This window comes from Yoonia sp., assembly GCF_014859355.1.
Classification (GTDB): Bacteria; Pseudomonadota; Alphaproteobacteria; order Rhodobacterales; family Rhodobacteraceae; genus Yoonia.
The window spans coordinates 20,455-36,474 of sequence record NZ_JACUUJ010000027.1 but is presented as its reverse complement, the minus strand read 5'-3'; the positions used below and the strand labels follow the sequence as shown (position 1 = coordinate 36,474).

The 16,020-nt window shown below is 58.8% G+C and carries 13 protein-coding genes; 3 read left to right on the top strand and 10 right to left on the bottom strand.

Going from position 1 to position 16,020, the window contains the following annotated elements:
- The 4 genes from glyS to IBX59_RS10640 form a co-directional block, all read right to left on the bottom strand.
- Positions 1-1,825, bottom strand: a 1,825-nt coding sequence (glyS, locus tag IBX59_RS10655) for a glycine--tRNA ligase subunit beta (protein ID WP_296375301.1), incomplete at its 3' end; no start/stop codon positions are given.
- The gene (locus IBX59_RS10650; protein WP_296375300.1) at positions 1,825-2,349 is read right to left on the bottom strand and encodes a DUF6446 family protein; all 525 of its coding nucleotides are present in this window, start codon (positions 2,347-2,349) and stop codon (positions 1,825-1,827) included. The genes glyS and IBX59_RS10650, both read right to left, overlap by 1 nt.
- On the bottom strand, positions 2,349-3,269 hold the full coding sequence (locus IBX59_RS10645; RefSeq protein WP_296375297.1) for a glycine--tRNA ligase subunit alpha: 921 nt from the start codon (positions 3,267-3,269) through the stop codon (positions 2,349-2,351). The genes IBX59_RS10650 and IBX59_RS10645 overlap by 1 nt, the downstream gene beginning before the upstream one ends.
- Before the next feature lie 139 nt (positions 3,270-3,408).
- The gene (locus tag IBX59_RS10640) at positions 3,409-4,857 is read right to left on the bottom strand and encodes a TrkH family potassium uptake protein (protein WP_296375295.1); all 1,449 of its coding nucleotides are present in this window, start codon (positions 4,855-4,857) and stop codon (positions 3,409-3,411) included.
- A 341-nt stretch (positions 4,858-5,198) separates the two neighbouring features.
- Here IBX59_RS10640 and IBX59_RS10635 point away from each other — a divergent pair, with 341 nt between their 5' ends.
- A complete protein-coding gene (locus IBX59_RS10635; protein WP_296375293.1) occupies positions 5,199-5,663 on the top strand; it encodes a (2Fe-2S)-binding protein in 465 nt (154 codons plus the stop codon).
- A 3-nt stretch (positions 5,664-5,666) separates the two neighbouring features.
- Positions 5,667-7,901, top strand: a complete 2,235-nt coding sequence (locus IBX59_RS10630) for a molybdopterin cofactor-binding domain-containing protein (RefSeq protein ID WP_296375291.1) — start codon at positions 5,667-5,669, stop codon at positions 7,899-7,901.
- Positions 7,902-7,945: 44 nt separating this feature from the next.
- On the opposite strand, the gene IBX59_RS10625 is transcribed toward IBX59_RS10630, so the two are convergent.
- From IBX59_RS10625 to IBX59_RS10600, 6 genes are all read right to left on the bottom strand, one after another.
- Positions 7,946-8,632: a D-lyxose/D-mannose family sugar isomerase gene (locus IBX59_RS10625; protein WP_296375289.1), complete on the bottom strand. Its 687-nt coding sequence runs from the start codon at positions 8,630-8,632 to the stop codon at positions 7,946-7,948.
- A 60-nt stretch (positions 8,633-8,692) separates the two neighbouring features.
- A complete protein-coding gene (locus IBX59_RS10620) occupies positions 8,693-9,223 on the bottom strand; it encodes a flavodoxin domain-containing protein (RefSeq protein WP_296375287.1) in 531 nt (176 codons plus the stop codon).
- 71 nt (positions 9,224-9,294) lie between these two features.
- Positions 9,295-10,062, bottom strand: coding sequence for a gamma-glutamyl-gamma-aminobutyrate hydrolase family protein (locus IBX59_RS10615; protein ID WP_296375284.1), 768 nt, complete (start codon positions 10,060-10,062; stop codon positions 9,295-9,297).
- Between the two features lie 206 nt (positions 10,063-10,268).
- Positions 10,269-10,697: a heme-binding protein gene (locus IBX59_RS10610; protein WP_296375281.1), complete on the bottom strand. Its 429-nt coding sequence runs from the start codon at positions 10,695-10,697 to the stop codon at positions 10,269-10,271.
- A 39-nt stretch (positions 10,698-10,736) separates the two neighbouring features.
- Entirely contained in the window at positions 10,737-12,884 is a 2,148-nt protein-coding gene (locus IBX59_RS10605) for a malate synthase G (protein ID WP_296375279.1), read from the bottom strand.
- Between the two features lie 115 nt (positions 12,885-12,999).
- The gene (locus tag IBX59_RS10600; RefSeq protein ID WP_296375277.1) at positions 13,000-13,149 is read right to left on the bottom strand and encodes a DUF2256 domain-containing protein; all 150 of its coding nucleotides are present in this window, start codon (positions 13,147-13,149) and stop codon (positions 13,000-13,002) included.
- Positions 13,150-13,374: 225 nt separating this feature from the next.
- Here IBX59_RS10600 and pepN point away from each other — a divergent pair, with 225 nt between their 5' ends.
- A complete protein-coding gene (gene pepN, locus IBX59_RS10595; RefSeq protein WP_296375276.1) occupies positions 13,375-15,924 on the top strand; it encodes an aminopeptidase N in 2,550 nt (849 codons plus the stop codon).
- Positions 15,925-16,020: the final 96 nt, after the last annotated feature.

Genomic DNA, 16,020 nt, shown 5'->3' with positions numbered 1-16,020 from the left:
TGATATCGTGACGGATGCCTTGGTCGCGCAGGTAGACTTTCAGGCGGTCGTGGAAGAAGGCAAGGAGGTTGTCTGATGTTTCCTCGCCTGGCAGTCGAACTTGTGACCAGTCCACGTCACCGAAAAGCCGATCCATTGCTGCCTTCCATTTCTCTGGATTATCTTCAGACGAAATTACTTTCCCACTCGCGCGTCTATAACTGTTCAATTTTTCAACAGAAACGCCAACATAGTCAGCGACCTTTATCTCAAACTCAATCTCTTCTTGAAGCATCTGATCATGCTCTCGCCGCTCAAAGTCAGCAATCGGAGCGGTCAATACTTCTTGCAGTGGAAACCGCACCTCATTTTCCAACACCAACCGAATAACCCCCAGCGCCGCGCGGCGCAGCGCATAGGGGTCCTTGCTCCCTGTCGGTTTCTCGTCAATCGCCCAGAACCCGCACAACGTGTCGATCTTGTCGGCCAGCGCCACGGCGACGGACACGGGTGCTGTCGGCACGGCATCCGACGGCCCCAAGGGGGAATAATGTTCCTGACAGGCCTCTGGCACGCCGTCGTCGTGGCCTGCGGCCTGCGCATAATACCGGCCCATCAGCCCCTGCAATTCGGGGAATTCACCGACCATTTCCGATTGCAGGTCGGCCTTGCAGATGCGCGCGGCCTCTGCCGCCAGATCAGGCTGCGCGCCGACATGCGGTGCGATTTCGCGCGCCAGTGCTTCGATCCGTGCGATCCGGTCAGCCTGCGAACCCAGTTTGTTGTGGAAGGTCACGTCCGCCAGCCCAACGCCCATGCCTTCAAGGCCGACCGCCTTGACCGTGCGCAGATCATTTTCCCAAAAGAATTTCGCATCCGACAGCCTTGCTGCCAGCACCTTTTGGTTGCCCGCAAGAATCGTCGCCCCCTGATCGGCGGTTTCCATGTTGGCCACGGTAACAAAGCGTTCGATGCGCCCAGTCTTGGGGTTGCGCACCGAGAAAAACTTCTGGTGTTCCTTCATCGAGGTTTGCAGCACCTCGGGCGGCAGGCTCAGAAAATCATCATCAATCCGGCCCAGCAGGACCACGGGCCATTCCACCAGCCCTGCAACCTCGGCCAGCAGGCTCGCGTCTTCAACCACTTCCAGCCCCAGCGCGAATGCCTGATGGGTGGCGTCGTGCCAGATCGCCTGCGCACGTTCGTCAGGGCGCAGCACGACGCGTGCGCGTTTCAGCTTGGCCTCGTAATCGTCAAACCCCGTGACGGTAAATGCATCCGGCGCCAGAAATCGATGCCCGCGCGTGGTGTTGCCCGCCTTGATGCCATCGACTGTCAAGGGCACGACCTGCGCACCCGCCTCATCCGACAGGATGCACAGGATGGAATGCAACGGGCGCACCCATTTCAGGGTGCCTGCCCCCCAGCGCATGGATTTCGGCCAAGGGAAATTCCGAATCGTCTTTTCCAGCACCTCGGCGATGATATCCGCCGCCACGCGGCCCGGCTTTTCGATCACGGCAAAATAGACCTGACCTTTTTTATCCTCGCGGATTTCCAGATCTTCGCGGACCACGCCCGCCCCGCGCAGGAACCCGTCAATCGCCTGTTGGGGCGCGCCGACCTTGGGGCCTTTGCGTTCTTCGCGGACTGCGCGGCTTTCACCGGTCAGCCCTTGGATGGACAGCGCCAGACGGCGCGGCGTGGAAAAGGCGGCTGCGTCGGCATAGGTCAGGCCCGCCTCGACCAACCCGTCCGTGACCAGTTTTTTCAGATCATCGGCGGCGCGGCTTTGCATCCGCGCGGGGATTTCCTCGGAAAAGAGTTCTATCAGCAGATCAGGCATTATCTCAAGCTTTCGGGAACGGGAGGGCAATTTTCAGGGGCTGGGTTGCCATCAAAAACAACCGCACCACAGGGATTGATCTGATGCCAGACAAAGCCGCGGCCATCAGGATAGACCGCAACAACACGGTCGATCCCATAACGGATGTTTTCTGTGCCCATAAAGGCAATCGCATCACCAGCGGCAAGTTCGCCGCCGATCTGTCCGGCATCGAAACAGCCAAACCAGCCGGGTCCTGTGAGAGGTTCGGCATTGTCAGCCAGCACAAAGGTTGCAGTCAACGTCTCCAGCGACAGCGGCGTGGTGAAACAGGCGCGATAGCGGATCGGGCTGCTGTCGGAATCGATCCCGGTGAAATCATCAAATGGGATAGGTTCTGGCAGGCCGGTTGCGACCGATGTCAGCTGCACCTCGGCCGGTGTTGGCGGCACCGTGTCATAATAGGCATAGACCTGCAAATAATACAGCGCGCCCCCCGCGATCAGAGCCATCACCACAATGACGATGATTGCGACCCGCCCCATCACGCAATGGCCCCCGCCGCATCTGTCTGCACGAATGCATCGGCACAGGCCTTGGCCAGTGCGCGCACCCGCCCGATATAGGCCTGCCGTTCGGTGACCGAAATCACACCCCGCGCGTCCAGCAGGTTGAATAGATGGCTGGCCTTGATGCATTGATCATAAGCGGGATGCGCCATGATGATGCGCTTGCCGGTTTTGGGGTCGTCGTGCGGGGCGTCAAGTATGCGCTGGCATTCGGCCTCTGCGTCTTTGAAGTGTTGCAGCAACTTATCAGTGTCGGCCACGTCGAAATTCCAGCGGGAATATTCCTGTTCGGTCTGGCGGAACACATCGCCATATTTCAAGGCAATTGGTGCGTCCGGGTCATTGAACGGCATATCCATCACATGATCGACGCCCAGCACATACATCGCCAGCCGTTCCAGCCCGTATGTCAATTCACCCGCCACAGGTTTGCAATCATGCCCGCCGACTTGCTGGAAATAGGTGAATTGCGACACCTCCATGCCGTCGCACCACACCTCCCAGCCCAGCCCCCAGGCGCCCAGCGTCGGGCTTTCCCAGTCGTCTTCGACAAAGCGGATGTCGTGCAGGGTGGCGTCGATCCCGATAGCGGAAAGCGAACCGAGGTAAAGATCTTGCAGATCCGGCGGGCTGGGTTTGATCAGCACCTGATACTGATAATAATGCTGCAAACGATTGGGGTTTTCGCCATAGCGCCCGTCGGTCGGGCGGCGCGACGGCTGCACATAGGCGGCCGCCCATGGCTTGCTGCCCAGCGCGCGCAGGGTCGTGGCGGGGTGAAAGGTGCCTGCCCCCACTTCCATGTCATAGGGTTGCAGAATGGCACAGCCCTTCGCCGCCCAGTAGTTTTGCAACCGCAGAATGATTTCTTGAAAACTGCGTGGTTTTTCGGCCATCTTTACCCTCGTCTGCTTTAAACGGTTCAATAGGGCGCGGCGCGGCAAGGGTCAATCGCGCAACATTCTTGGCAGCACCGGCCGCATATTTGGAAACAATCGTGCGTGCCATGGGCGGCACGGAGCAACAGATTGCGACTCACACACGCCAGAATTTGATCGATAAAATCGTCAGCACCACCATGATCTCAAGCCGACCTAGAAACATGGCCATGGTCAGGATCCATTTGGCTGTGTCGTTGATGTTGACAAAATTTCCCGCAGGTCCGATTTCTGGGCCCAATCCCGGACCAATATTGCCAATCGCCGTCGCCGCCCCCGAAATGGAGGTGATGAAATCAAGCCCGGTCAACCCCAGTAAAACAGCCGTGCCCCCCAGCAAAAGCACAAAGGCCACGAAAAATGCCATGACCGAATTCAGCACGTCGTCGCCGATGGGGCGCCCCTGGTAGCGCGGGGCAAAAACGCCATGCGGCGAATGAATCTGGCGCAGCTGGCTTTTGATGGATGCAAACAACAACTGATAGCGAAAGATCTTGACAGAACAGGCGGTTGAGCCTGCGCAGCCGCCGATCAGCCCGATAAAGAAAAACATCACAACGGGAAACGTGCCCCATGTCATGTAATCGGCGCTGGCATAGCCAGTCCCCGATATGATCGACGTGACATTGAACAAGGCCTCGCGAAAGGCCACTTCGGTCATCACACCTTCGCGGCCCCAAAGCCATGCTGTGATCAGCAGCACACAAGCGCCGATGGCAATGAAAAACCCATGCACCTGCGTGTCGCGCCACAGCGGCTGCGCCGTCCCCGCGAGCAGTTGCACGTAACGGACAAAAGGCAAGGCCGCGAGCACCATGAAAATGACTGCGACATAATGCGCGCCTGCGCCAAATGCCTGAAACGAAATATCGTAATTGGCCATGCCCCCGGTCGAGACCGTCGTCAAAGCATGCACCAAAGCATCAAACGGCAACATGCCCGTGGCACTGTATGCCAGCCCGCAAGCGACGGTCATTGCCACATAAATCACCGAGATACTGCTGGCAATCTGCCCCGCGCGCGGCAGGATTTTCCCCATGGTGTCAAACGCCTCGGCCCGAAAAATCTGCATTCCGCCGACGCGCAATTCCGGCAGGAACACCATGGCAACAACAATAATGCCGACCCCGCCCAGCCATTGCAGGACCCCCCGCCACAGGCGGACACCTTCGGGCAACTGATCCAGGTTTTCAAAGGTCGTGGAGCCGGTGGTCGTCAGCGCCGACATCGATTCGAAAAACGCGTTGGTAAAACTGGACTGCGACGCACCCAGCATGAAGGGCAGCGCGGCAAAGACAGGCAGAATCAGCCATACCAGAGATGTCAGCAAGAAGGTTTGGCGCAGTGACAACCCTGCGCTGACCCCGTTCGCACAGGCCAGCGCCACCAGCCCCCCTGTCAATGTCGTGATGACGCCCGCTTCAAAAAAAATGAACCAATGATCGTTTCCTGCCAGCACGTCTGCAAACAGCGGGCCCAGCATGGTCAACCCAAAGGTCGCCACAATCAAACCGATCACATATCCCACTGGGCGAAAATCTAACATGTGGCAGGGTTGGCGCGCACATGCGCCGGTGTCAAGAACCTGCACCCTTTGATACGTCGTCGCCTTGGCAATGCAGGCCGGACCGAAGGCACGTACGAAAAGGCACACCAAACAAAAACCACCCCCGATGCATTGCGCCAAGCCACTTGCACGTCATTATCTGCTGCTGTCAGCACCGCCTCAGAAATGATCTCGGACCGCTTCTTGCGCGCATGAAAATCCGCGCCAAAGGCTCCTGGTTTTCCTTGAAAAACCGGGGTCGTAACAGCGAAAAATCCCTTGTCTTTCGACAGCGTCACTCTAAAACTGAACTGAACAGTTCAATTCATAAGGGGTCAACGATGCCCACCGCATTAACAATCAACGGAATCGCCCACCTGGTCGATCTACCCAGCGACGTGCCACTCTTGTGGGTCTTGCGCGATGAAATCGGGCTCACCGGCACAAAATTTGGCTGCGGCGTCGCTGCTTGCGGTGCCTGCACGGTACATATCGATGGCGAGGCGGTGCGGTCCTGTCAGGTTGCCCTTGCCGATGTCTGGGGCGCGGTCACAACGATCGAAGGCCTCGGCACGCCTGACAATATGGCGGTGATCCAGCAGGCGTGGGTTGATCATCAGGTTGCGCAATGTGGTTACTGCCAGTCGGGCCAGATCATGAATGCCGCCGCCCTTTTGGCGCAAACCCCCGCCCCCACGGATCAGGACATTGACGATGCAATGCAGGGCAACCTGTGCCGCTGCGGCACCTATCCGCGTATCCGCGCAGCGATCAAAGACGCCGCCCAGCGCATTCAGGAGGCTTGAAGCATGGCCAGCATCGGAAAAATCGCCCGCCGCACCTTCCTGATCGGGACCGCCGCCATCGCAGGTGGCGTTGCCTTTGGTGTTTATCAAGTACGCAAAGACGCCCCAAACCCGCTAATTGCCGGTGAAGACGAGGCCACGCTGAACCCCTATATCCTGATCAATCAGGACGGTATCACCATCATCGCCCCCCGCGCCGAAATGGGCCAAGGCGTGCATACCACGCTGGCCGCACTTGTGGCCGAAGAACTGGATGCCGCATGGGACGACATCACCGTGCTGCATGGCCCGCCCGCGCAGGCCTATTACAATCAGGCGCTGTTAGGACTGGCGCTGCCGTTCAGACACTATGCCGACAGCGATTTCCAGCATAATCTGCGCAAGAATGTAGGCATGGTCGGCAAACTGCTAAACCTGCAAGTGACCGGCGGATCGACATCAACCAAAGACGCCTATGACCGGATGCGCCATGCGGGCGCGTCGGCGCGCGAGGCGCTGAAACTGGCGGCGGCCGCGCAGCTGGGCGTGGACGCCAGCACATTGCGGACCGAAGACAGCGCCGTCATCGCCCCAGATGGCACCACGCTGGCCTATACCGCATTGGCCAAGGCCGTGCGCGACATCACCCCACCCGATGTGCCGCTGCGACCGAAATCAAGCTGGAAGTATCTGGGCAAATCCATGCCCCGCACCGATATGGTCGCCAAAGTGACCGGCACCGCGCAATTCGCGGCCGATACGAAACTGGAGGGGCTGAAATTCGCCACCGTGCGGATGAACCCGCGCCGTAGCGGCATGATATCCTATGATGACAGCGCCGCGCGTGCCATGCCGGGGGTCGAAGCCATTATTGATCTGGGCGATGGGATCGGCGTCGTGGCTAACAACACATGGCTGGCGATCCAAGCGGCGAATGCTGTGGAAATTGAATGGGAACCTGCGACCTATCCCGCTGACACCGCCGGAATGCTGGCGGCGATCAAGGCCTCCTTGAACAATGCGCCTGACAGCACCACCCGCAACGACGGTAATGTGACGGCCAGCATTGCGGGCACGGAAATCACGGCGGAATACATCGTGCCATTTCTTGCCCATGCGACGATGGAACCGATGAACGCCACCGCCCTGTTCACCGGTGACGCGCTGACGGTCTGGTCGGGCAATCAGGCCCCGATCATCGTGCGCGACAAGTGCGCCGCAGCCGTTGGGCTCACACCCGAACAAGTAACCGTGCATACGACGTTTCTGGGCGGCGGCTTTGGCCGGCGCGGCGAATACGATTTTTCAGGCCATGCCGCACGCATCGCCGCTGCGATGCCCGGAAGGCCCATTCGCATGACCTGGAGCAGGGAAGAAGACATGCGCCACGATTTCTATCGCCCGGCCGCTGTCGCACAATTCCGTGGCGTCGTCGCGGATGGCACAGCGCAACTGCTGGATGGCAAGATCGCGGCCCCCTCGGTCACGCATATTTCATCCATGAGGCTGGTCGGGCAAATCCCGCCGGGGCCGGACCGGGGCCATGTGGAAGGGGCCGCTGACCAGCCCTATGCCATCCCCAATTTCCGCCTGACGGGGCATCTGACCGATCTGAGCGTGCCATTGGGGTTCTGGCGGTCTGTAGGTAATTCATTCAACGGTTTCTTTTTTGACACCTTCATTGATGAAATGGCACATGCTGCGGGCGCAGATCCGCTGCAATTCCGGCTGGACCTTGCGCGCCGCGAACACGCGCCATCAGCAGGCGTGATTTCAGCGGTGGGCGACATGTCCGGCTGGACAGGCACAACGCCTGACAACATCGGGCGCGGTGTGGCCTTTACCTATTCGTTCGGCACGCCTGTCGCCGAGGTGGTCGAGGTCGAAGACACAGGCAATGGCATTCGCATCAACACATGCTGGATCGCCTGCGACGTGGGCACCGCACTCGACCCCAGCATCATCAAGGCGCAGATGGTTTCAGGCGCGATATACGGGCTTTCTGCTGCTATGCAGGGCGAAATTACCTTTGCCGATGGTGCCGCCGAACAGGGCAATTTCTACGATTACGACGCGCTGCGGATGCACAACGTGCCAGAATTTGCGGTGCAAATTCTGGAAACCAGCCCGCATATGGGCGGCGTGGGCGAACCAGGCACACCGCCGTCCATGCCGGCCTTGGGTAATGCGCTGTTTGATCTGACAGGCACCCGCGCACGCGAATTACCGCTGATCAAGACCTTTGACCTGATCCTTTGACACGGGGAAAGAGGGTCAAGAATTTTCGCTAAAATTCCTGACCCTCAGACCAACCAACTAGGATAATCGCTGACCAAGAGATGCGTTGGCGCGGCATCTTCCTCGATTTGCGCAAAGCGCCCGATAGGATCACGAAAAATATTGTCGGTCTCATCGTCGTTCACGGTGGACACTTCGCCGATCAAGACATCGCCACCTTCACCCCAAAAGGCATGCCAGTCACCGGGCATCAACGTCACACTTTCGCCCGGCGCCAATGCTAGCCTTTCACCTGGGGCAAAGCGGTGGGCGATCCCGTCGCACATCACGGTGCCCCCTGCCGTTTCATCAAAATTGCCATCCGGGTCAGACCCGAAAAGTTCGACCACCAGCATGGCCCCGCCCCGGTTGATGATATCCTCGGCCTTGATCACATGCGTGTGCATCGGCGACAGTTGATCCTGCTTTGAAATCAACAGCTTCTCCGCGTAACACATGCCACCGCCGCGTTGCAGGTCAGCCAGCCGGCCATTGCGCAGGGTGAACAGGAAAAGCCCCATGTCATCAAAACGTCCCGCACCGTAATCCGTGATATCCCAGCCGCAGCGCGCGTCGATAAGCGCCTGCGCCTGCGCCGCGCACGCCTTGAAGCGCGCTGGTGTCCAATAGGCAAAGGGCGGCAGGACAAAACCGAAGGATCGGATCATCTCGTCAGCTTCTGCCATTATTTCGTTGATGCGGGATCGTTTCATACTGCACGGCCATTTTCTGCAAAGGATGACGCAGAAACCGCAACGATGCAAGCGTCCGCATCAGCCCGTTTTCAGCCAGTCATCGAGCCTGCGTCGCAAGGCATCCCAGTCGGTGTATTCCTTGTCCTGATGGGGATCGACATCCTGATCCTTTTGCGCAGCGATCCAGCGCATCGCCCATGATTTAAAGAAATCGTATTCGGAAAACCGGAATGCCCCCGCCACATGCATAACAGATTTCGGCGTCCAGCCTGTCTTGGCCGCAAAGCGTTCCACAATGTCGCTCAGGCTGTCCCAGTCATCCTTGTCTGTGCCAGCCGCCGCCAAGGAAACCGACAAAAAAGCGGATTTCATTACCGTGAGCGCCGCCGCCCGCTGCCTTGCCAATCTGACCAGAGGCTTTTGATATTTTCCGCCGTGGACCGATCCTGCCAACAGCACCGCATCAAAACGGGAAAAGACAATGTGATCGGCATCAGCCGCGGGCAAAAGTTCGACGCTGTGACCGTCTTGCAGGAAATGATCGGCGCAAAACTGCGCGATTTTGCGCGTTTGCCCCTCAGTCGAGGCGTAGGCAATCAGTATTTTCATGTCTGGTCCCCCATTCGTGGGCAAACCCTAGCCTTTTGATGATGGCGCAACATTGATTTTTGTCAGCGCGCCTAGCCCGCCCTGCGCAACCCGCCTGCAGCCCATGCGCGGCACGCATCGCCAAAGGCTTCGAACAACGGGCGCGAAACCGGGTCAGCATGCGCTTGCCATTCCGGGTGCCATTGCACTGACATGGTAAACCCCGGAGCATCGGCGATATAGATCGCCTCGGCCGTGCCGTCCGGGGCATAGCCGTCGATCACCACACGTGACCCCGCCGACTTGATCCCCTGCCCGTGCAGCGTGTTCGTCATGACCGACCGCGCGCCCAGTAACCGCTCAAACGGCCCCCCTTCGGCAAAGCGCACTTCGTGGCGCAGCGCGAATTTTTCTTCCAGCGTGCCATCAGGGGGCATCCGGTGGTTATCACGCCCGGGCAGATCGCGAATTTCAGGATGCAGCGTGCCGCCCATCGCGACATTCACCTCTTGAAACCCTCTGCAGATACCCATGATTGGCTGCCCGCGCGCGATGCAGGCCCGGATCAGGGGCAACGAAATGCGGTCACGGTCACGGTCGAAATCGCCATGCGCTTCGGTTGCATCTTCGCCATATTCTTCGGGATGGACATTGGGGCGTGCGCCGGTAAACAAAAAGCCATCGCACAGACCAAGCAATTCTTCGACCGAGACAATACGCGGGTCCGTCGCCACGATCATCGGCAGGCCACCCGAAACCTCGGACACCGCCTGCGCGTTGATCTGCCCAGCGCCAAGCACCACATATTGATCATTGATAAGATGGCTGCCGCCGATGATTCCAATCACGGGCCGTGACATCATGCATCCTTTCGCGTTTCCCCATCCATACCGCCAATCGCGGGCAAGCGGAAGATACGGCATGCGCACACTCATACTGTCAGATATGCACATGTCGAAAGCAGCGTGGATTTGCCCAAACATTGGGCAAATGCACTGCGTATTCATGCGGTCATTGATTTTCATGACCGTGCTTTATGGATGACCTGCGGCGTGACGCGCTTGCGTCAGGCTTCGCCGATCAGGCCGGCGGCTTCGATTCCGGCCATTGCGGCAATCACATCGTTATCTGACGTGTCGCCCGTCACCCCGACCGCACCGATCACCGCGCCCCGCTTGTCGCGGACCAGAACCCCGCCCGGCACCGGCACGACCTGCCCACCATACACGCCATTGACGGCGGCCATGAAATAGGCCTGCGCCTCGGCGCGGGCCATCTGTGCAGTGCCAGCCATGCCAAGCATAACCGAGCCATAGGCTTTGCCATGCGCAATTCCAAACCGCCCCGGGGCGGCCCCGTCAGCGCGTTCAAATGCCTTGACATGGCCACCTGAATCCAAAACCACGACAGACAAGGGTTTCAGGTTCAGATCTGCGGCCTTGGCAAAGGCCTTGCGTATAATGATCCGGGCTTTGCTTGCTGATATCTCTGCCATTTTCCAACTCTCTGTTGGGTGGAATTCGATCCACCCGGTTCAATAATTACGCTGTGCTTTCAGTTCCAGACGGCGCTGGTGCAGGATCGGCTCGGTATATCCTGAAGGCTGCAGGCGGCCCCTGAACACCAGATCACAGGCCGCCTGAAAGGCGATCCCATCAAATTCCGGCGCCATGCGCCGATAAGCCGGATCATCGGCGTTCTGCGTATCCACCACGGCGGCCATTTTCTGCATCGCCTCCATCACCTGTTCCTGCGTCACGACCCCGTGATGCAACCAGTTAGCCAGCGCCTGGCTGGAAATCCGGCAGGTGGCGCGGTCTTCCATCAGGGCGACATTGTTGATGTCGGGCACCTTGGAACAGCCCACGCCCTGATCAACCCAACGCACCACATAGCCAAGGATGCCCTGGGCGTTGTTTTCAATCTCTTTGAATTTCTGCGCATCGGTCCAGCGCTGGTATTGCGCCAGAGGAATATCAAGGATTGACGACACATAGGCGCGCCGCCCGCCTGCGCGCAGACGCGCCTGCACCGCCATCACGTCAACCTTGTGATAATGCAGCGCGTGCAGCGTGGCCGCCGTAGGGCTGGGCACCCATGCACAGTTCGCGCCCGCCTTGGGGTGTTCGATCTTTTGTTCCAGCATCGCCGCCATCAGGTCAGGCATGGCCCACATGCCCTTGCCGATCTGGGCGCGCCCGGAAAAACCGCACTCAAGCCCGATATCGACGTTCTGATCCTCATACGCGCCGATCCACTGCTTGCGCTTGATGAAATCCTTGCGGCTGAACGGCCCTGCTTCCATCGAGGTGTGGATTTCATCGCCGGTGCGGTCCAGGAAGCCAGTGTTGATGAACGCCACACGGCTTTTGGCGGCGCGGATACATTCCTTGAGGTTCACCGTCGTGCGCCGTTCTTCATCCATGATACCGATCTTTACGGTGTGGCGCGGCAGGCCAAGGATATCTTCGACCTTTGCAAAGATGTCATTGGTAAATGCCACTTCTTCGGGGCCGTGCATCTTGGGTTTGACCACGTAAACAGACCCATGGGCGGTATTGCCGCCCTCGCGTTTCAGGTCATGCATGGCGATCATCGTGGTGACGATAGCATCCATCAGACCCTCGAAAACCTCGTCGCCCTGCGCATCCAGAATGGCGGGGTTCGTCATCAGGTGGCCCACGTTGCGGATCCACAAAAGCGCGCGCCCCTTGATCACCAGCGGGCTGCCGTCAGGGGCGGTATAGGTCAGATCATCGGACAGACGGCGCGTGATCGTCTTGCCGCCTTTTTCAAGGTCGGCTGTCAGATGCCCCTGCATCAGCCCCAACCAGTTGGTATAGGCCAACACCTTGTCTTCAGCATCGACACAAGCAACGCTGTCTTCGCAATCCATGATCGCGGTGACAGCGCTTTCCAGCCGCACATCGGCCAAAAGCGCCTGATCGCGGCTGCCGATGGGATGGGCGCGGTCAAAGACCAGTTCCACATGCAGCCCATTATTCACCAACAGCACCGCATCGGGCGCCTTGGGGTTACCGCGATAACCGACAAATTTTTCCGGCTCACGCAGTGGCATATCATCAACCAGCAGCGCGCCGTCATGCACATAATACCGGCGCACATCGGCGTGGCTGGCCCCTTCGATGGGAAACGCCTGATCCAGAAACACCCGCGACCGGGCGACAACACGGGCGCCATGGCCGCGGTTATAGGGGCCTTTTGGCGGGGCCTCGCCCATGGCATCGGTGCCATAAAACGCATCATACAGACTGCCCCAGCGGGCATTGGCCGCATTCAACGCAAAGCGGGCGTTGGTGATCGGCACAACCAACTGCGGGCCGGGCACGCGGGCGATTTCGGGGTCCACGTTGGCGGTGTCAATTTCGAAATCATCCCCTTCGGCGACCAGATAGCCGATCTCGCGCAGGAACGCTTCGTATGCGGTGCGATCAAGCGGGGCATCGCGGTGCCGGATGTGCCAGTCATCAATGGCCGATTGCAGGTCTTCACGTTTTTGCAGCAGCGCGCGGTTGCGCGGCGTCATTTCCGCGACAAAGTTCGCGAATTCCGCCCAGAACACATCCGGTGCAATTCCGGTACCAGGCAAAGCATGGTCATCAATGAATGTCGCAAGCTCAGAGGCCACTTGCAGCCCATGTTTCTCAATCCGGTCAGTCATGATGGTCCCCTTCGGTTTGGTGCATACTGTCGCACACATTCGGTCATTTGCCGATTAAAAGAAAAGTTTCCGATAGGCAACATCAGTGGTCATGAAACATGACCAATTTTGCAGATCATGATTTTGAGCGGCCCCGCTTGCACCGCTCAGAGCAATAGCGCACCTGATCCCAGACGCGCGCCCATTTCTTGCGCCACACAAAAGGGCGCCCGCAGGTCGCGCAGATCTTTTGTGGCAAATCAGCCTTTTTGCGCATCGGGGCCATCAGCAAGGCTCGCAGACAGGGGTGCGCCCGCCAAACCCTGTGTCAGCAGCCTTGGGCGCGCCAGCGCCCGCCAAAATCCCGACATCCTGTAAAGGATGTCGCCTGCGCGTGCAGGTGGTATCGGGGGCTGACATATCTTTCATCCTGCGTGTCTGGGGCGGTTGTGCAAGTGACACCAGCCTTTTATCCTTACCTCTTGACGTGGTGACCACAAAAGGAAAGTCAATGAAAGACGCCAGCCCCCAGACCATCTATCTGCGCGATTACACCCCGTTTGATTACATCGTGGACAGCGTTCATCTGACTTTCCGGCTATCCCCGGCAGCCACGCGCGTCAGCTCGCGGATTGCGTTTCGACCAAACCCTGCAACGACCACGCGGCAGTTTTTCCTGCATGGCGAAAATCTGCGGTTGATCGGCGCAAAAATTGATGGCAACGCGATTGATCCCGAAATCACCGCGACAGGATTGCATTGCACGGCACCCGACGCGCCTTTCGTTTTCGAGGCAGAGGTCGACATCAGCCCCGCAAACAACACCGCGCTAGAGGGGCTATATATGTCGTCAGGTATGTATTGCACCCAATGCGAGGCCGAAGGTTTTCGCAAAATCACCTATTACCCCGACCGCCCCGATGTAATGGCGGTGTTTAGCGTGCGGATCGAAAGCGACCTGCCGGTGCTGTTGTCCAACGGCAACCCCGTCGCATCGGGCGATGGCTGGGCCGAATGGCATGACCCATGGCCCAAACCCGCCTATCTGTTCGCGCTGGTCGCGGGCGATCTGGTAAACCACCCCGACACATTCACCACGATGTCCGGCAAGGATGTGGATCTGAACATCTGGGTGCGTCCGGGCGATGAAGGCAAATGCGCTTTTGGCATGGAGGCGCTAAAAAAATCGATGAAATGGGACGAAAATGTTTACGGCCGCGAATACGATCTGGACATCTTCAACATTGTTGCGGTCGATGATTTCAACATGGGCGCGATGGAAAACAAAGGGCTGAATATTTTCAATTCATCCGCAGTGCTTGCCAGCCCTGAAACCGCGACTGACGCCAATTTCGAACGGATCGAGGCGATTATCGCGCATGAATATTTCCACAACTGGACCGGCAACCGCATAACCTGCCGCGATTGGTTCCAGCTGTGCCTGAAAGAAGGGCTGACCGTGTTCCGCGACCAGCAATTCACCGGCGACATGCGCGGCCATGCAGTCAAGCGGATCAACGATGCGGTTGTCCTGCGCGCAAATCAGTTCCGCGAAGATAACGGCCCGTTAGCGCATCCGGTGCGGCCGGCCAGCTTTGTTGAAATCAACAATTTCTACACCGTGACCATCTACGAAAAAGGCGCGGAAATCATCGGGATGCTGCGCCGTCTGGTGGGCCCGGATGCCTATCAAAAGGCGCTGGATCTGTATTTCACCCGCCACGACGGCGATGCCGCCACGATCGAGGATTGGCTCAGGGTTTTCGAGGACGCCACCGGGCGCGACCTGACACAATTCGCCAAATGGTATAGTCAGGCCGGCACCCCGCGTGTTGCGGTCAGCGAAGATTATGCGAACGGCACCTATACACTGACCCTGCGCCAAAACACACCGCCGACGCCGGGACAGGATGAAAAAGAGCCACTGGTCATTCCTGTCGCCGTCGGCCTGCTGAATGAAAACGGCGACGAGGTTGTGCCGACCCGGATTTTGGAGCTTACCCAAGCGCAACAAAGTTTCACCTTTACCGGAATGGCCAGCAAACCGATCCTGTCGGTTCTGCGCGATTTTTCCGCACCGGTTATTTTGGACCATCCGCAAACGAACGCCCGCCGCTCGTTTTTACTGGCCCATGACACCGACCCGTTCAACAAATGGGACGCGGGGCGCACGCTGGCGCAGGATGTTCTGGTGGCGATGGTGCGCGATGGTGCAACGCCCGATGCGGCCTATCTGGACGGGTTGACGGCGGTTTTACGCGACGACGCGCTTGATCCGGCATTCCGCGCGCTGGTGCTGGCCCTGCCAACCGAGGATGACACGGCACAGGCCCTTGTCGATGCAGGTGAAACCCCTGACCCGGCCACGATTTACGACGCGCATGAATCACTGAAATTGCAGATCGCGCAGCATATGCAAGATCTGTTGCCGCGCGTTTATGCCGCCATGACACTCAGCGATGCCTACCGGCCCGACGCGGATCAGGCGGGCAAACGCAGCCTTGGCAACGCGGTGCTGGGGTTGTTGGCGCGGTGTGACGGGGGCCGGCAGGCTGCCGCGCAATATGCGGCCGCTGACAACATGACCCAGCAACTGGCGGCACTTGGCACGCTTTTGAAGGCTGGCAAAGGCACCGCAGAGCTGATCGCGTTTGAAACGCAGTGGCATCATGACCGTCTGGTCATGGACAAATGGTTTGGCCTGCAGGTCAGCTGCGCCACCCCCGACCAGGCCGCAGCAACAGCCGCCCGACTAACCGAACACCCCGCCTTCCAGATGAAAAATCCTAACCGCTTCCGCGCTGTCCTTGGTGCGCTGGCGGGCCATGCGGCGGGGTTCCATCACGGATCCGGCGCGGGCTACAACCTGCTGGCGGACTGGCTGATCCGGCTGGATCCGCTGAACCCGCAGACAACGGCGCGGATGACATCGGCGTTTTCAACCTGGCGGCGCTATGACGCGGACCGTCAGAAGATGATGCGTGCAGCATTGCTGCGACTGGCTGACACCCCCAAACTGTCCCGCGACACCATGGAAATGGTCAGCCGCATTTTGGGCTGATCCTTGCCGAAACGCGACTTATGGCGGGATTCGCATTGCGATTTGTCAAGACGCGTTCGCGCTGTCGTGCAAATGTTACATGTCACTAGGTAAGTA